This is a genomic window from Paenibacillus sp. FSL H3-0457 (assembly GCF_037981725.1).
GTDB lineage: Bacteria > Bacillota > Bacilli > Paenibacillales > Paenibacillaceae > Paenibacillus > Paenibacillus amylolyticus.
Genome location: NZ_CP150283.1, coordinates 4,025,961 through 4,044,516, shown reverse-complemented (window position 1 = coordinate 4,044,516; position 18,556 = coordinate 4,025,961). Strand labels below are relative to the sequence as shown.

Genomic DNA, 18,556 nt, shown 5'->3' with positions numbered 1-18,556 from the left:
TCTTTTATTATTGTTATATTTAATATACGTGAATTTTATTATGATGACAAAATTACTCCATTTTCGTTACGTAACCTTCATAGTTTCCGTAATATAATCCGTTTGAGTAGGTAGTAGATGCTAGATTGAGTACTCCATACCAAACTCCATCAGCATAAGTATATGTCTTTGGAACATACTTCGCATCTCCATACTTATTGTTAGCATCTGAATATCTCACATATTTTTGCGTCGCCTGAATCGTAACACTTTGTGCAGTTACAGAACCTTGAACAGAAGATGAGGCAGAAGCAAGTGATGCTGGAACAGCAATACTTGCTACAATAGCAGTGAGCGCTCCAATTGTGGCTAGTTTCTTTTTCATGTAAATACCTCCTAAATTTTTGTGAATGAATTATAAAACTTTACTTTCTAAAAATACCATATAATTCAATGTAAAATTATGACATATATCACGTTGTGATTTGTATTTCACACCCTACAGATCTACTAACGTAACTTCCAAAAATTCCTCCAACTGATTAAGAATATTTTCATAGTAAACTGGGGATGATGTTACTACTCTCTACCATGAATGCTACTATAAATGTACTGGTCCAAATGACTAGGAAATTTTGTTGTATATTAAAGAACGAACGTTCTAATTTATGTGAAAAAATGGCCCTGCCATCAAATATGTGGGAGGGCCTTTAATTATCTAATGGTATATTCAAAAGTATTGTCTTTTACCTTAATCAGAGCTTTTAACGGTTTATCACTATCAGCGACTTCGTTCGGTATCTCGGCTAGATAATATAACGTTGTAGTTTTTAGAGGATTGACACTAGTGATGTTGCTATAAGTAAAGTCTTCTCCTCCTTTTTCCTCAACAGTGCTGAATGTAGGGTAGTCATACTGATTATCATATATCAAGGTGACATTTGCTATTTCATCTGCATCAATGCCAGTAGTATATAAATTTTTAGCTTTTACAGTGAGTGCAAAATATGTAGAATCTTCTTCCTTTGATTCGTAGTACGTGTAGAAATTACCTGGTTTTGAAGGTTCAATCTTTTTAGAAAACTTTTGTTTAGAGACTGAAAGCTCCGCATACCCGTCTATCGTTACTGTATCATTTTTTTTAATTGTAGTTGCAGTAATTTCTTGTTCCTCATTGACAGAATCTGTTGTTATTTCATCTTTTGACTCTTCTGTTGGTTCTGTTTGCGACACAGTGGACTCCACTTCATTTGCGACGACCCCATCACTTTTTAAATCGGCATTAGGTTGAGGTGAGCAAGCTGCAAGTGTTAAAAATGCGGAAATAAGCAAAATTCCTGGTACTATTTTCATATTACTAATAATCCTCCTATTAATATTCTTATTACATAGTCTATCAGACCTAGGTAAATGTTTCTATATATAATTGCAGATATCTCTGAATTTAATGTTAAAAACGAACTTATTTTCTCACATAGTATTGGTGAGGTGATTGATATGTTAAAGGATTGTTAAAGAAAGGTCCTCCGGATCTTAGATAAGTACAAAGGTGGACGGCGTAGGTTTCCTACTATACATGAGATTATAGCCGAAACGGGTAAACATAAGACGAACGTCATGGCTGCTCTTGACGCTCTTGTGGGAGCGGAAAACTATACATTTGGAAGATGGTCTGAAATGTCCTACAAAGTGATCTTAGAAGGCTGGGTGGGGAGAACGTCCTAAGGTAGGCCGCACACGAACTTCTGGGAACATCGATTTTTGGGCTAATATTATGGGGCTTTCATGCGTAGCAGACTGATAGATAACGGATTGTGAGACATCCAGGTTGATTATGGCTGAACACAGAGAGCCGCGGCAACCCTGATTTGGACGATCAGGAAACACAGCGGACCAGTTAGGTACTAGTTGGCTCTTATAATAGTAGTAGACGGTTTATTTGAAATTATTTAACTCTTTCTTTGAAGAGCCGATTTCAGGAGTAGTTGTGGGATTAGACTTTGTACGGTGTGAAATAAAGTTGATGTTAGAGGGTGAGTTCCGCTCGATTTCTTTAGCCGAAATTATCTCGGTTAATTAAAGGGATTGTATCGCTTATGAATTGCGAGCTTATAATTTACAATATTTGTATAAGTTTAATATTTTGTTTAGGAGATTTTTAATTTAACCAGCGCTATAATTTATTGCTTTTAATGTCAGAGTAGTAATGCAATCAAAATGAGTATTTGAAATGAGTTTCTTCATTATAATAAGAAAAAAAGGCGCCCACAAAATGCCCAAAAATGTCCCCTGAATTCTTCTTCACCAGCCCACATTTCTGTGTTTATTTGTAACCAAGGCTTACATTTATATAACAAAACACATTCTTTCGTCGATTTAGATAATGGTAAACCGCAAAACTCTCTTTTCATTAATGAAAGGGGAGTTTTTTTATATTTGGTAACTAAACCTCTCCATCTGATGAATTGTATCACTTCATGCTTGTTTTAGCGCAAAACGATTGTCATTTATCTACTAACTTATTAAAGAGAAACTGAGATTAGAATTCTTTCTTACAGTGCATCAAACTGTCGGAAGCAAAAAATCTAAATTAAGCTTCCTTAGAAATTCTAATAGCCACTACATAGTAGCAAGTACTAGCTTTCACTCTATAAAAATTCCAACCATCGTTCAAATACATACAAATAAATGTTTCATTTGTATGTTGAAAGTTTCATATAGAAGAGGTATACTTTAATTAAATTTTTAACAATTTAATTTTAAATAATTAATTGGAGATGTTAATATGGATCAGGCAAAACAACTGGTGACAGATCAACGTACATTTTTTTATACAGGACAAACTAAAAATATTGAGTATCGGATTAATTCACTTCAACAGCTTAGAAAAGGAATTGAAAAGTATCAGCAACGGATTCAAGATGCACTTCGGGCAGATTTGAACAAATCAGAGGCGGAAGCTTACGGTTCCGAGATTCGCATTGTTCTGGGTGAACTGGATTTTGCATTAGAACACCTGCAGGAATGGGCTGTACCAAAACAAGTCCCAACCAATTCGGCTATGCCGGATGGGGTGAGCACCATTTACCCTGAACCATACGGAGTGGCTCTTATTATTGCACCTTGGAACTATCCTTTCCAACTGGCCTTTGGTCCACTGATTGGAGCAATTGCAGCCGGTAACTGTGCAGTTATCAAGCCTTCTGAATTAACACCAGCGGTATCTCGTCTGACATATGATCTGATTCAGGAGATCTTCCCTCAGGAGTATATCGCCGTTATGGAAGGGGAAGTTGAAGCCAGTACAGCATTGTTGAAAGAGAAGTTTGATTATATTTTCTTCACAGGAAGCACAGGTGTTGGTCGCATTGTTATGAAGGCAGCTGCGGAGCATTTGACTCCTGTAACCCTGGAGCTAGGGGGCAAGAGTCCTGCTATTGTCCATAACGATGCAGAACTGAAGCTGGTGGCCCAGCGTATTGTTCGTGGTAAGTTCCTGAATGCAGGCCAAACTTGCGTTGCTCCGGATTATTTGCTTGTACATGAACAAGTTCATGACGAATTGATAAATCTGATTGGCGCAGAGATCAAAGATAAATTTGGGGACGATGTGTTACAGAACGCTGATTTCCCGCATATTGTTAACTCGCGTAACTTTGATCGGTTGTCGAAATTCCTAACAGATGGCAAAACGCTGATTGGTGGACGTTCTGTACGAGAGCAGTTGCTCATTGAGCCGACTGTACTTGGAGATGTGAACTGGGAATCAGCTGTCATGCAAGAAGAGATCTTTGGTCCGATTCTTCCTGTATTTACGTACAGTGACCTGAATCCTATGCTAGATGAGATTGTTCGCCGGCCAAAACCATTGGCACTATATCTCTTCACACAGGATGAGCAACTGCAGAATCAGGTTCTGAATCAAGTATCCTTCGGTGGGGGATGTATTAATGACACACTTTCTCATATGACATCACACTACCTTCCGTTTGGTGGTGTAGGAGAGAGCGGCATGGGCTCATATCACGGACAACAGAGCTTTGATGTGTTCTCGCATCACAAAAGTGTTCTGAAACGCAGTGAATAATTAGCCGCTAAAATAACATAAACATGAAAAAAAGAGGTTGTCCTGTTGATCAGGATAACCTCTTTCGTATTTCATTACATCTAGTTTTGTTACTCAAGTTAAATATTAATGAATATCTCGGAAAAGGCCAATGACTTTACCCAGAATACTAACATGTTTCAAACGTAAAGGTTCGAAGGTCGCATTCTCCGGTTGAAGGCGAATATGATCTTTCTCTTTATAGAACGTTTTCACTGTAGCTTCATCGTCTTCAGTCATTGCAACGACGATATCACCGTTATCAGCAGTTTGCTGTTGACGGACAATAACATAATCTCCATTAACGATTCCAGCTTCCACCATACTATCTCCGACTACTGAAAGCATAAACACTTTCTGTTCGCCTACATAATGTGTAGGAAGAGGGAAGTAGTCTTCAATGTTCTCGGTTGCAGTGATTGGAACCCCGGCTGTAACCTTACCAACGACAGGAATACGTGCAACGCTATGAGCAAATTGATGAGAATGCTCAGATTCTTCCTGGCTCAAAAGCTCAATGGCTCTTGGCTTGGTAGGGTCGCGTCGGATCAAACCTTTTTTCTCCAAACGATCCAAATGTCCATGTACTGTTGAGCTGGAAGCCAGTCCAACCGCTTCACCAATTTCCCGTACGGAAGGAGGATACCCCTTCAACCGGACTTCATTTCGTATAAACTCCAGAATAGCCTGCTGCCTGCTGGATATCTTCGACATACCGTATCAACCCCATTTTAGTAACGTTTGGGAAAATTATAACATAGAACCTCCGTTCGTACAAACATAAGTTCTAAATAAAATAGCATTAAATCAGTGTTTTTTAGCTTATAGAACAGAAATTGTCCAAAAGTCAGAGCATAATACTGCAAATGTTTTGCACAAGTACTTGAAATAAGATATTGTTCCTTCTAAAAAAGAAGCGAACAATTGTTCTGAAAATCTATTGAACAAAACAAGTGTTCGTGTTATATTGATTTCAACAGATAGGAACAAACGTTTGGAGGCGGGGATTTAATGAGATATTCTACTTATCAAAGCATTTATGAACCAATGAATTCGGAACTGGTGAAGTCTAACATAGGGAACTACAAGAAGGTTTTAGCGCGTTTCAAGATTTCTTCATGGATGTTAAAGGTAGCCATTACTTCTATGATTATATTTATTGGATGCAGCACCGTTTTAACTGTATTTGCCGGCAATGAGAATGATGTTCTGCCAGGAGGAAAGATAGCTGTTTCACAAGGGGAAACATTATGGAGTATTTCTTTGGAACATAAACCGACGAATATGGATACACGTATTTATATAGAAGCGATTAAGAAAGTGAATCAACTTCATACAACATCCATCCAAGTGGGACAAGTACTAGCTCTACCGCAATTTGCAGAATAAAATGCACATCAATGAGTGTTAGCGCGTGTCAACTTGACAAGCAGCCTTTATAATGGCAAAGTTAATATGACTTTGTATTTTTGGAGGGGACAAGCTTGGATATAGATAGTCTGGTAGCACGCATTAACGAATTGGCTCGTAAGCAAAAGTCCACTGGATTGTCGGAGGAAGAACTTGCTGAACGTGCCGAACTAAGAGAGATTTATTTGAGTAATATTCGCAGCAATTTCAGACAACAACTGGATACCATTGAGATTGTTGATGATGAGAATGACAAAGGCCACCAAGGCAAACTCAAACACTAACGAAACCTAATGATATCATTATGATATTTAGGTTTCTTCCTGTTATTTTGAGTGTGCAATTTATAGGGGGAAATGTTGGTTTGCAATTATGTAAGCCGATACAAAGACACATAAGGGGGATTCTCATGTCGCGTTCGTTCGAGAGAACGGTTAAGAAAAATTCCAAGCAGTTAAATCAGCAACGCAAAAAAAGTGGTCAACCAATCACAGGTACACCAGGTGAAGAAGTCTTTAAGGGACGCAGTCTTTTGTTCCCTATATTTTTGATTGGTCTCGCCTTTTTGTATCTGTTTATGAGCACGTTCCTTGTGCAAGCTCCAATGACAACTTGGGACTGGGTGACCATGCTGCTTTACGTATTTTTGGCAGTCATCTTCATGCTTCGACGTCCATACATCAAGATTAGCAGTAATCGGATTATAACGACGAAGGGTAATCGTGAACGTTCAATTGGGGTTGACGATATCGTCAAATTCAGAATTGAACCAGGTACAGTTGTTATCGAACATAACAGTCGCGGGAAAAGATGGGTGTTCACCAAGTTATTGAACCGTTACGATACAGATGCGATTGCAGAACGTTTGCTGAAGTTTGCAAAAGCACACCAGATCACCGTGGAAACCGTCGAAAAGTAATTATTGCATAAAGGGGTAGATGATCGGAATGGCGTTAAAAGCGATTTTGTTCGACCTAGATGATACTTTATTATGGGATGAGCGTAGTGTTCGAGAAGCTTTTCATGAGACTTGTCTAATCGCAGCGCAAGAGACTGGGGTCAAACCAGAAGAACTTGAAGAAGCTGTTCGTAATGAGGCACGTGGACTGTATGAATCATATGAAACCTTTCCTTTTACCAAAATGATTGGAATCAATCCGTTTGAAGGCCTATGGGCTAACTTTACTGGTGGGGATCAACCTGAGTTCCGTCAGTTGGAACAGCTTGCTCCAGTTTACCGTAAAGAATCCTGGCGTCGTGGCTTGTTGAAGTTGGGTATAGATCGGGAAGATCTTGCTGAACAACTTGCTGCGCAGTTTGGAGTAGAACGGAGATCCAGACCTCATGTGTACGAAGAAACGATGGATACCTTGCGTCAGTTACAAGGCAAGTACAAACTGTTGTTGTTAACAAACGGTTGTCCTGCTTTGCAACAAGAAAAGTTGGATGGTGTACCTGAATTGACTCCTTTCTTTGATGAGATTATTATCTCGGGTAACTTCGGAAAAGGAAAACCAGATCCGTCGATATTTGAACATGCTTTGAGTAAACTGGGTGTTAAACCCGAAGAGAGCATGATGGTTGGAGACAAGTTAACGACTGATATTCGTGGTGCTTTATCATCTGGCATCCAATCCGTATGGATTAACCGTGAGCATAAGACCAACAATGAAGCGTATGCGCCAGACCATGAAATAACACATTTATCGGAATTAAATCAGCTTATTGCTAATTTCTAAGCGGAATCAGTTATAACATCTTTCCTCAGCACCCTGAAACATTGGAAGCTTCAATGAACGATGATGTCGTTCTTGAAGTTACCAATGTTTTTTTATTTGAGCTTGTTGAGTAAATTACCTTGTTAAAAGAGATCTCCATTTTTTTTGCTAAAAGTTATTGAAATTAGAGGGAAGCTGGATTAGAATGTAACTAACATACTAGTATGACTAGTATTTAGATTGTCATAAAGCAATATCTTTTTGACTTACTTCATTAAATGGAGGCAGGGAGTTATTGCTTATTATTTTCGATTGATTGTAAGCGCTTAATATTTTAGAGTATCTTCTTCCGATTTGGAAATCACACCACTTAGTAAGTGCTAATGAATGAGGTGAAGCACCTTGGATTGTGTGATTCAACATAATACACCGAATTGATATCGCTTACATTTAGCAATTATCTATTTGGTAGTGGGGGTGAAGTTGAAGGAATTGTTGCCCTCTACAAGAGGAGAAACGATGGGAAATGTACATGAATTACTCTTACTTATCAAGTCCTGGATCGGAGTGAAAACACATGGAGTCGGAAACCGCTAAAACAATGTTAACCATGACATCTTTACGTAAAGAGAGCAGATTACGAACGGCAGCAACTTTGTTCCGCAAAGACTGGCAGCTGTATTCACTATTAATCCTTCCCATCATTTATCTCCTTATTTTCAAATATGGGCCGATGATTGGTAATGTGATTGCGTTCAGACGTTTTGTTCCCGGGGGAAGTATATTTGGAGAAACGTGGGTTGGATTAAGATACTTCAAAATGTTTATTGAAGACCCTACCTTCTGGAGAGTATTCGGTAATACGCTGATGTTGGGCGGACTTGCATTGCTCTTTACATTCCCGGTTCCAATCATTTTTGCTTTGATGCTTAACGAAGTGAAGAGTAAACGATTCAAAAAGTTTGTACAGACCGCGTCTTATCTGCCTCATTTTCTGTCCATCGTTATCGTTGCAGGTATGATCCTGCAGCTGACAGCAGTGAATGGTTCCATTAATGGACTGGTGGCTTTCTTCACCGGAGACAATATTCCTTTTATGCAGCGGGCTGAGTGGTTCAGAACAATCTATATCACTTCCGAGGTATGGCAGGGTATGGGTTGGGGAGCGATTCTGTATCTGGCTGCACTGACAACCATTGATGATTCTTTGTATGAAGCTGCGCGTATCGATGGTGCCAATCGGTGGAAGCAAACGATTCATGTAACGTTACCAGGGATCTTGCCAACGATTGTGACGTTATTGATTTTGAACATGGGTAATTTCTTGGCTGTTGGATTTGAAAAAATCTTACTCTTGTACAATCCGCTGATCTACGAGACATCTGATGTGATCTCCACTTACCTGTATCGGGTGGGACTGGAATCCAGTAACTTCAGTTATGCTACCGCAATTGGCTTGTTCGAATCGCTGATCGGTCTGATTCTGGTGTTCTCCGTAAATGCCATTTCACGCAGACTGACACAAAGAAGCTTATGGTAAAGGAGGAGCACCATGCAGGAATCCAGATCTTACAAGGTATTTAAAGTATTCAATGTCATCTTTCTGCTGTTCGTGGTATTTATTACGCTCTATCCATTCTTAAATGTCGTGGCACAATCCTTCAGTAGTGAGTCCTATATTAATTCGGGTAAGGTTAGTTTGTTCCCAAGAGGATTCAATGTGGAGACATACAAGACCATCTCACGTGACAGCATGTTCTGGACGAATTATAAAAATACGATTATCTACACTGTAGTAGGTACGTTAATCTCCATGTTTATGACGACTATTTTCGCATATGCACTGTCCAAAAAGAGATTGATGGGTCGCAAGTTTCTGACGATGTTCGCCGTATTCACGATGTTCTTCAGTGGTGGATTGATTCCAAACTATGTGTTGATTAATTCTCTTGGGTTCAATAACACTATGTGGGCACTTGTTGTTCCTGGCGCAATTAGCATATACAACATGCTGATCATGAAGTCATTTTTTGAAAATATGCCTGAAGAACTGGAGGAAGCTGCCTCCATTGACGGTTTGAACACCTACGGGATCTTGTTACGCATTATATTGCCGCTTAGTAAAGCCGTTATGGCAACGATGGTGCTGTTCTACGCAGTAGGTCATTGGAATTCCTGGTTCCCAGCCTTTCTGTATTTGGACAAAAAAGAACTGTTCCCGGTCACCATTTATTTGCGCAATATGATTGCAGGAGCGACAAGTGGGGCATCTGCCGGTGCAACCTCAGCTGATAACCTGACACAGATTGCTGCCAATATTAAGTCAGTAACGATGGTATTAACCATCTTGCCGATACTCACCATCTATCCATTTGTCCAAAGATACTTTGTAACCGGGATCATGTTAGGGTCTGTTAAACAGTAATACGTAGCAGTTCTATGGCAAAGTCAACCTAAACCAAATTCAGGGGGATAACCTAAATGAATCAAAAGCCACGTAAGTTTGTTGGTAAAATGGTGTTGGCATCAATGATGACCGTTGTTCTGGCAGCATGTAGCAGCGGTAATGGAGCAGGAGGTGACGTCACAGAAGTTCAAACCAAGGCAGCGATGGAGACGTACAATGTAGGGGATACATTCAAGGCGACTGAGCCGTTTAATCTATCGATACTGTATAGTGATCAACCTACCTATCCGTACAAAAAAGACTGGTTGCTTTTCAAAAAGATGACTGAAATGACTGGTGTTACACTTGAGCCAACGATTGTTCCTATGAGTGACTATTCTCAGAAGAGATCTCTTCTAATCAGTTCTGGTGATGCACCGCTGGTTATTCCAAAGACCTATCCTGGTGAAGAATCTGCTTTTGTATCTTCCGGTGCGATTCTGCCCGTTAGTGATTATATTGATTTGATGCCCAACTTCAAGGATAAAGTGGAAAAATGGGGATTGGAAGAAGAAATCGAAGGACTTCGACAGGAAGATGGCAAGTATTATGTACTCCCGGGTCTGCATGAAGAAGTATGGCCAGATTATACATTAATCGTAAGAACAGATGTTTTTGAAGAAAATAACATTGCTATCCCAACCACATGGGATGAACTGTATGACGCTGCAAAGAAACTCAAAGAGCTGTACCCGGATTCCGTTCCGTTCTCGGACCGATTCCAATTTAATAGCACATTAGGTATTGCGGCTACCGGCTTTGGTACCAAGGCTGGATGGGGTTTTGGTAACGGATTGACGTATAAGGAAGATCAGGATGAATTTGTGTACACGGCTACTACGCCGGAGTATAAGGAAATGCTAACGTACTTTAACAAGTTGGTATCCGAAGGATTGCTGGACAAAGAAAGTTTCACACAGGATGATGATCAGGCTGTACAGAAATTTGTATCCGGCAAATCATTCATGATTAATGGTAATTCCCAAACGGTGGTGCTGCACCGAAATGATATGAACAAAACGCTGGGAGAAGGTAAATACTCTGTTGCAAAGATTACAGTACCTGGTGGGCCAAAAGGGCAATTAATGTCTGGCTCAAGACTTGAAAACGGTGTCATGATATCCGGGAAAATTCAAAAAAGCGAAAACTTCAAATCCATTATGCAATTTGTGGATTGGTTATACTACAGTGATGAGGGTCAAGAGTTTGCCAAATGGGGCGTTGAAGGCGAAACATTTACCAAAGAGGGTGGAAAACGTAAATTGGTAGAAGATGTGAACTACAATGGCTTGAATCCTAAAGGCACGAAGGATCTACGTATTGACTTTGGTTTCTCTGGTGGAGTATTTGCCTACGGTGGTACGACAGATCTGCTGCAATCGATGTTTAGTGAAGAAGAGTTGAAATTCCAGCAAGACATGAAGGATACCAAGGAAGTGATCCCGGCAGAACCACCAATTCCTTACTCTTCAGAGGACCGTGAACGGGTGACACTTCTGAGTACACCACTGAAAGATTATTCGGATCAAAATACACTTAAATTTATCTTGGGTGAGCGGGACTTGTCTGAATTCGATACGTTTGCCAAAGAGCTGGATAGTCAAGGATTATCTAATTATCTGAAGCTGGCAAATGACACGTACAAAGCCTACAAAGAAAACAAGCAATAATATATTTGATGTTGGCCAGATTACCGTTTCACACCGATATATAAGTGGAACGGTAATTTGTGCTAAGATGATTGAATACGGCTGATAGAAAGAGGTCTAGGCATGTCACTTAATCAAAAAATTAGAGGCTCGACCCGGGCATATTCATATAACCTGTTAAAAGAACGAATTCTTCACCTGGAACTTAAGCCGGGTACCAAGATTTCAGAGAAAGAGATTGCAGATGAACTGCAGGTGAGCAGAACACCCGTGAGAGAAGCATTCATGAAGCTTGCTGAAGAAGAACTGCTGGACATTATTCCCCAGAGTGGAACGATCGTCTCTCATATTAATTTGGAGCATGTGGAAGAAGGCAGGTTTATGCGGGAGAAGATGGAGAAGGAAATCGTGACTTTGGCTTGTGTTTCTTTTCCAGAAGAGTTCAGATTTCGACTTGAAACCAACATTGCAATGCAGGAAGTCTGTATAGGGAAAAACAATTTCTATCGACTTTTTGAACTGGATGAAGAGTTTCATCAGATTTTGTTCCAGGGCACGGGTAAGCTAAGAACATGGAAAATGTTGCAACAACTGAATATTCCGTTTAATCGGTTGCGTTTATTACGTCTAGCGGAGGACTCCAACCTGGAGGTCATTATCTCCCAGCACAAAGAGATTTATCGTCTTATCACAGAGCGTCAGACCGAGCAAGCTGTTCAGGTGATGGAAGCTCATCTTAGACTCGTTGTTATTGAACAGGAATCGATAAGGGAGAAATACCCGCATTATTTTGTATAATGCACCGATGTTGTATACTACTCTCCATATGCATATGCGAAAACCCCTGTTCAATTGAACAGGGGTTTTGGTTAAGCAAGTTGTAACACGAGAGTGTTAGGCTTGTTTGATAAATGTAGGATCAGGGTATGGATCTGCAATCCAGCCATCTTTTTCGATGAACAGACGTACAGCAATAATTTGTTTGTTCTCCATTAATGTGAAGAAGTGCGGTGTATTCTCAGGTACAGAGATAACGTCTCCTGGAGACAGTTCTACATTAAAGTAGCCCACATCATCTGTAGCTTTGATAACAAAGATTCCTTTACCAGCAACAATTGCACGAATCTCATCTTCAGCGTGGGTGTGAATTTCTTCGAACTTGGCGAGCTTTTCTTCGATATCTGGTGTTTGTTCGGACAGCGTGATGACATCCCAGATCTGGTATCCGCGACGTGCAGCCAAATCTCTGATTTCATAATCGTAAGTTTCCAAAACCTCGGTTTTCTGTTCATCAGTTAATCCAAAGTTATTTTGCAGATCAGTGTTCAGTTTGGAAGCGTCCCACTTCTCATATAATACTTCGTATTTGTTTAAGAAATTTCGAACATTTTCGTCACCAGTGATGCGTTCGTTCGTATTTCGGATAACAATTTCAGCCATGTTCTTTCCCTCTTTTCCACTTGGTTTAATTGAATTATATCGGATTGCTTTGTTTTTGTCGATTCTCAAATTCCGTTCATAGTCGTGCAAACCCGCCATCTTTCGGGACCAAACCCGATCTTTCACATTAAGTTAGTTTCTGTTAAACTAAGATCTAACGTTTTGCGGGGGTGAAGATATTGGATAAGATTAGTCTACACGATGCATTAAAACAACGAATATTAATCCTCGACGGTGCAATGGGGACCATGATTCAACAAGTTGATCTGACTGGCGAAGATTTTGGCGGCGAAGATCTGGATGGATGTAATGAAATGTTAGTGCTTACTCGTCCAGAACTGATCCAGCGCATTCATGAAGAATATCTGGAGGCGGGCGCCGATTTAATTGAAACCAATACATTTGGTGCCACATCCGTTGTGCTTGCTGAGTACGATATTCAGGATCGGGCACGCGAGATCAACCTGGAAGCAGCCAGAATTGCGAAAGCTGCGGTTGATCGTTTCTCTACACCTGAATCTCCACGTTATGTGGTAGGTGCGATGGGACCAACAACCAAAACACTGTCTGTAACTGGGGGAGTAACGTTCCAGGAACTTATCGACAGTTATTTGGAGCAAGCGCTTGCTTTAATAGAGGGAGGCGTTGATGCGCTACTACTCGAAACCTCACAGGATACCCTCAATGTAAAAGCAGGCAGCATTGGAATTCAGCAGGCCTTCGAACAGAGTGGTGTTACACTGCCCCTGATGATATCAGGAACGATTGAACCGATGGGAACGACCCTTGCAGGTCAGAACATCGAATCCTTTTATATATCCTTAGAACACCTTAACCCAATTTCGGTAGGACTAAACTGTGCTACAGGTCCTGAGTTCATGCGTGATCACATTCGCTCGCTTTCCGGAATGGCATCGGTTGCCGTTAGTTGTTACCCGAACGCGGGTCTTCCGGATGAGAATGGTAATTACCATGAGTCACCAGACTCGCTTGCTCAGAAGATTGGTGCTTTTGCCGAACAGGGCTGGTTGAATATTGCTGGTGGATGTTGCGGGACAACCCCTGCACATATTCGAGCGATGCGCGACACACTTGCCCAGTACCCCCCAAGAGAAATGAACGGAACACATCCACCGGCTTTATCTGGTATAGAACCGATCTACATCGAACAGGACAATCGTCCATACATGGTTGGTGAGCGTACGAATGTGCTGGGATCACGTAAATTCAAACGACTCATTGTAGAAGGTAAATATGAAGAAGCCTCGGAAATTGCTCGTGCTCAAGTGAAAAATGGAGCGCACATTGTTGACGTGTGTGTACAAGATCCGGACCGCGAAGAGTCTGAAGACATGGTGAAGTTCCTTGAATTGGTTGTAAAAAAAGTGAAGGTTCCTCTCATGATTGATACGACAGATGCTTCAGTAATTGATCTGGCCCTCCAGTACTCGCAAGGTAAAGCGATAATTAACTCCATTAACCTTGAGGATGGCGAAGAGAAATTTGAGCTGATCACACCGTTGCTTCATAAATATGGTGGTGCAGTAGTTGTCGGAACGATTGACGAACGGGGTCAGGCGATTAGTCGGGAAGACAAGCTTGACGTAGCCAAACGCTCTTACGATTTGCTGGTGAACAAATATGGCCTCAAACCAGAAGACCTGATTTTTGATACGTTGGTGTTCCCAGTTGGTACCGGAGATGAACAGTACATCGGTTCAGCCAAAGAAACTATTGAAGGTATAAGAGTGATTAAGGAAGCGATGCCAGAATGTCATACGATCCTCGGGATCAGTAACATTTCATTCGGACTGCCTGAAGCGGGCCGTGAGGTGCTGAACTCAGTATTCTTATATGAATGTACCAAAGCAGGTCTTGACTATGCGATCGTGAACACAGAGAAACTGGAGCGTTATGCCTCCATTCCTGAAGAAGAACGCAGACTCTCCGAAGAGCTTTTATATAACACGAATGATGACACTCTGGCGGCGTTCGTAGCGGCGTTCCGTAACAAGAAGGTTGAGAAGAAGGAAAAAATCTCGAACCTTTCATTAGAAGAGCGTCTCGCTTCATATGTAGTCGAAGGAAGTAAAGAAGGATTGCTACCAGATCTCGAACAGGCACTTGCCAAATATACAGCACTTCAAGTAATTAACGGTCCACTGATGCGAGGGATGGAGGAAGTAGGTCGTCTCTTTAACAACAATGAGTTGATTGTAGCTGAGGTGTTGCAGAGTGCAGAGGTTATGAAGGCTTCTGTAGCATATTTGGAGCAATTCATGGAGAAGAACGAAACTTCGGTTAAAGGCAAGATCATTCTGGCCACGGTCAAGGGCGATGTGCATGACATCGGTAAGAACCTGGTTGAGATCATCCTGTCCAATAACGGTTACCGGATCATTAATTTGGGTATAAAAGTACCACCAGAACGTATCATTGAGGCATACCGAGAAGAAAAAGTCGATGCGATCGGCCTCTCGGGTCTACTGGTAAAATCAGCGCAACAGATGATTCTTACCGCTCAGGATTTGCGAACAGCAGGTATTGATGTACCTATTATGGTTGGCGGCGCGGCGCTAACACGCAAATTCACCAAAAATCGTATCCGTCCTGAATATAACGGAATGGTTGTATATGCCAAAGATGCGATGGATGGTCTGGATCTGGCGAACAAATTGATGAATCCTGTTTCACGTGAAGTGATGCAACTGGAGATGGAAGCTGAGAAAGAGGCTGATGCTTCAGGTGCTGTAGCTGTTCAGGCTCTTCCAGAGCTTACGCGAGTGGAGCGTTCGGATATTGCTGTAGATCATCCGGTTCTTGTCCCGCCTGATCTGGATCGGCATACGATGCGTAACTATCCTTTATCACATATCCTGCCATACGTGAACATGCAGATGTTGCTTGGACATCATCTGGGGTTGCGCGGTTCAGTAGAACAACTGCTTGCTTCAGGTGATAAGAAGGCTACCGACCTGAAAGCAGTCGTGGATGATATCATGCAAGAGGCTGTTCGTGACGGGATTATTCAGGCGCATGCCATGTATCGTTTCTTCCCGGCTCAGTCCAGCGGTAACAGCGTCATCATCTATGATCCAAAGGACACCAGTAATATTTTGCATACATTTACGTTCCCACGTCAAAAAGTCGAGCCGTTCCTGTGCCTGTCCGACTTCCTGAAACCTGTTGAATCCGGTCAGATGGATTACGTTGGTTTCATGGTAGTTACGGCCGGACACGGTGTGCGTGAACTATCCACGGCGTGGAAAGATCAAGGGGATTACCTTCGCTCGCATGCTTTGCAATCCGTAGCGCTTGAAGTAGCAGAGGGATTAGCTGAGCGTGTGCATCATATGATGAGAGATATCTGGGGATTCCCGGATTCTGCACAGATGACCATGAAGCAACGTCATGGTGCACGCTATCAAGGCATCAGGGTATCTTTTGGATATCCGGCTTGTCCGGATCTGGAAGACCAAGGACCGCTATTCAAGTTGCTACAGCCTGAGGATATCGGTGTGGAATTGACGGAAGGTTTCATGATGGAACCTGAAGCTTCCGTATCAGCGATGGTATTCAGCCACCCGCAAGCTAAGTATTTTAATGTAGAGAAGGCATAAATTCAGTAGAGTGTCAGGCAAAGCCCTCCGCATTGTCGGAGGTTTTTTGCTGGCAACAGAAAGAGGTGCGATCCAGAATGGAACTATATTTCCTGGGAACTAATGCTGGTGTACCTACGCTTCAACGGAATGTAACTTCCATTGGGCTACGCATGTTGGATGAGCGCAGAGCTTTGTGGTTGTTTGACTGCGGGGAAGGGACGCAGCACCAGATTTTAAGTTCTCCGCTTAAACTGAGCAAATTGGAGAAAATATTCATTACACATCTGCATGGTGATCATGTATTTGGACTTCCAGGACTGCTTTCGAGCAGAGCCTATCAAGGTGGCACCACACCATTAACCGTATATGGTCCGCCAGGTACGGAACGAATGATCAGTACAACAATGGAGCTGAGCCAATCTCGGGTTAACTATGATTTGAATATCGTGGAACATACGGGCGGCGTCCTGTTCGAGGATGACAGTTTTATCGTGGAAGCTGCATTGCTTGAGCATCGGATTGACAGTTATGGATACCGGATCACAGAAAAAGATCGTCCAGGAAGCCTGGACCCAGCCAAACTGGCGGAATACGGTTTGAAACCAGGCCCATTGTTCGGCCGACTGAAACGTGGAGAAACCATTACGCTGGATAACGGTGATTCGCTTCGTCCAGAAGATGTATTGGGAGCGCCAAAACGAGGCATGGTGATCACCATATTGGGTGATACACGTCCATGTGACAACGTACAGCCACTTTCCATCAATGCAGATGTACTTGTACATGAAGCTACATTCATGCATGATCTGGCCCATACAGCGCATGAGTACTATCATAGTACTTCTAAACAAGCGGCAGAAGCGGCTAGAGCAGCCAATGTAGGGCAACTAATCATGACTCACTTCAGTTCACGCTATAAGGATGAGGATCAACTTCAGCCACTTTTGGAAGAGGCGCAGTCCGTATTCCCTAATACCAGACTTGCAAACGAACACCAGCTTATTCCTGTCGTGCATCGCAAGCAAGAATCTTAACCCTGATTCCGAACCAGCGCACGGCTTAAACACGTCATATAAAGATCCGGGTAATTGCACGGGACTGAGGGAGAGGAACTCCCGCGGTCCCTTTTGCAATCTGGTCAAAAAGCGTGTAGGATGGGCAATATGAAGAGGGAAATGATTCAAATTATTTTCCGGGAAAGCGCAGGAAATGACAAGCTTGTACAGAAGACGCGCGAGTTAAACCGTCGGTGTTCGATCCGGTTCGACTTGTTGCGTGCATATGCCAGCAAGCCATTATTTTTTGCCTGAATACATAGGTTCGCGGTCAAGTTCGAGGTGAATGATTAAGGACATGAAACGTTAATGGAATGAAGAAAGGAAGTGCTGTGTGTGATTAAGGCCTATCTGATTGACTTGGATGGTACGCTCTATCATGGCAGACATCGTATCGAAGGAGCCGATCAGCTTATTCGAACACTGCAAGAGCTAGGAAAGCCGTATTTATTCGTAACAAATAATTCTTCCCGTACACCACAAGGTGTGGCAGATCATCTGAACGGGATGGGCATACCTGCCGACGCGTCTCAAGTATGTACTTCTGCTGTGGCAGCTGCTGAATATGTTGCTGAAGAGTCCCCGGGTGCAGAAGTGGCATGTATTGGAGAAGCAGGACTGCTGGAAGCCATAGAAAAAGCAGGACTACAGCTGACGGAAGATGCACCAGATTACGTGATACAGGGGATTGATCGTGAATTTTCCTATCATAAACTGACCAAGGCGCTAAGGTGGATTAATGCGGGATCAAAATTCATCATGACCAACCCGGATCTGCAGCTTCCTTCCGATGATGGACTGACACCTGGGGCGGGGACTATTGGAGCAGCAATTGAAGCAGCAACCGGAGTTCATCCTACAGTCATAGGCAAGCCATCGAGTGTTATAATGAAGTCGGCCATTAGCCGGCTAAACCTGGCGTCTCATGAAGTGGCAGTGATCGGAGATAATATGCGAACCGATATTGCAGCTGGAGTGGCAGCAGGGTGTGAGACGCTGTTGGTACTTACCGGTGTGACAACACGGGATAATATGGATGGACACATTCAAGCAGCGAAGGCTCGACCTGATCATGTGTTTGAAGATTTGCATAAATTGATGGAGTGGCTGTCGCAAGAGGCAGACCAAGCTTCCAAAAAGGGGTAATGTACG

General features: G+C 42.2%; 16 protein-coding genes. 12 read left to right on the top strand and 4 right to left on the bottom strand.

From position 1 onward, the window contains the following. Positions 1-52: 52 nt before the first annotated feature. Together MHH25_RS17885 and MHH25_RS17880 are read right to left on the bottom strand one after the other, a co-directional pair. A complete protein-coding gene (locus MHH25_RS17885) occupies positions 53-364 on the bottom strand; it encodes a hypothetical protein (protein WP_036673874.1) in 312 nt (103 codons plus the stop codon). Positions 365-693: 329 nt separating this feature from the next. Next, positions 694-1,332, bottom strand: coding sequence for a bZIP transcription factor (locus tag MHH25_RS17880; RefSeq protein ID WP_340017697.1), 639 nt, complete (start codon positions 1,330-1,332; stop codon positions 694-696). Positions 1,333-2,764: 1,432 nt separating this feature from the next. Between MHH25_RS17880 and MHH25_RS17875 the strand changes: the two genes are divergently transcribed. Then, the gene (locus MHH25_RS17875; RefSeq protein WP_340017696.1) at positions 2,765-4,066 is read left to right on the top strand and encodes an aldehyde dehydrogenase; all 1,302 of its coding nucleotides are present in this window, start codon (positions 2,765-2,767) and stop codon (positions 4,064-4,066) included. 105 nt (positions 4,067-4,171) lie between these two features. Here the strand turns inward: MHH25_RS17875 and lexA are convergent, their stop codons facing one another. Beyond that, positions 4,172-4,798, bottom strand: coding sequence for a transcriptional repressor LexA (gene lexA, locus MHH25_RS17870; RefSeq protein ID WP_017688034.1), 627 nt, complete (start codon positions 4,796-4,798; stop codon positions 4,172-4,174). 297 nt (positions 4,799-5,095) lie between these two features. Between lexA and MHH25_RS17865 the strand changes: the two genes are divergently transcribed. The 8 genes from MHH25_RS17865 to MHH25_RS17830 all read left to right on the top strand — a co-directional run bounded on the left by MHH25_RS17865 (position 5,096) and on the right by MHH25_RS17830 (position 12,105). After that, the gene (locus MHH25_RS17865; protein ID WP_076210088.1) at positions 5,096-5,473 is read left to right on the top strand and encodes a LysM peptidoglycan-binding domain-containing protein; all 378 of its coding nucleotides are present in this window, start codon (positions 5,096-5,098) and stop codon (positions 5,471-5,473) included. A gap of 95 nt (positions 5,474-5,568) precedes the next feature. Further along, entirely contained in the window at positions 5,569-5,778 is a 210-nt protein-coding gene (locus MHH25_RS17860) for a DUF896 domain-containing protein (protein ID WP_017688036.1), read from the top strand. 125 nt (positions 5,779-5,903) lie between these two features. Further along, positions 5,904-6,413 (top strand): hypothetical protein, encoded by a 510-nt coding sequence (locus MHH25_RS17855; protein WP_017688037.1) that lies wholly within the window; start codon positions 5,904-5,906, stop codon positions 6,411-6,413. 28 nt (positions 6,414-6,441) lie between these two features. Next, the gene (locus MHH25_RS17850) at positions 6,442-7,233 is read left to right on the top strand and encodes an HAD family hydrolase (protein ID WP_340017695.1); all 792 of its coding nucleotides are present in this window, start codon (positions 6,442-6,444) and stop codon (positions 7,231-7,233) included. Between the two features lie 556 nt (positions 7,234-7,789). After that, positions 7,790-8,752 carry an ABC transporter permease subunit gene (locus MHH25_RS17845; RefSeq protein ID WP_340017694.1) on the top strand — a complete coding sequence of 321 codons (963 nt, stop codon included), beginning with the start codon at positions 7,790-7,792 and terminating at the stop codon, positions 8,750-8,752. Between the two features lie 12 nt (positions 8,753-8,764). Further along, entirely contained in the window at positions 8,765-9,637 is an 873-nt protein-coding gene (locus MHH25_RS17840; protein WP_036613592.1) for a carbohydrate ABC transporter permease, read from the top strand. A gap of 56 nt (positions 9,638-9,693) precedes the next feature. Beyond that, positions 9,694-11,328, top strand: coding sequence for an extracellular solute-binding protein (locus MHH25_RS17835; RefSeq protein WP_340017693.1), 1,635 nt, complete (start codon positions 9,694-9,696; stop codon positions 11,326-11,328). Between the two features lie 102 nt (positions 11,329-11,430). Next, a complete protein-coding gene (locus tag MHH25_RS17830; protein ID WP_340017692.1) occupies positions 11,431-12,105 on the top strand; it encodes a GntR family transcriptional regulator in 675 nt (224 codons plus the stop codon). Positions 12,106-12,201: 96 nt separating this feature from the next. Here the strand turns inward: MHH25_RS17830 and MHH25_RS17825 are convergent, their stop codons facing one another. Next, the gene (locus MHH25_RS17825) at positions 12,202-12,747 is read right to left on the bottom strand and encodes a cupin domain-containing protein (RefSeq protein WP_047843398.1); all 546 of its coding nucleotides are present in this window, start codon (positions 12,745-12,747) and stop codon (positions 12,202-12,204) included. A 179-nt stretch (positions 12,748-12,926) separates the two neighbouring features. Between MHH25_RS17825 and metH the strand changes: the two genes are divergently transcribed. From metH to MHH25_RS17810, 3 genes are all read left to right on the top strand, one after another. Beyond that, a complete protein-coding gene (gene metH / locus MHH25_RS17820; protein ID WP_253509140.1) occupies positions 12,927-16,367 on the top strand; it encodes a methionine synthase in 3,441 nt (1,146 codons plus the stop codon). A gap of 77 nt (positions 16,368-16,444) precedes the next feature. Further along, positions 16,445-17,383 (top strand): ribonuclease Z, encoded by a 939-nt coding sequence (gene rnz / locus MHH25_RS17815; RefSeq protein WP_100527373.1) that lies wholly within the window; start codon positions 16,445-16,447, stop codon positions 17,381-17,383. A gap of 357 nt (positions 17,384-17,740) precedes the next feature. After that, positions 17,741-18,550, top strand: coding sequence for a TIGR01457 family HAD-type hydrolase (locus tag MHH25_RS17810; protein WP_340017691.1), 810 nt, complete (start codon positions 17,741-17,743; stop codon positions 18,548-18,550). Positions 18,551-18,556 lie beyond the last annotated feature (6 nt).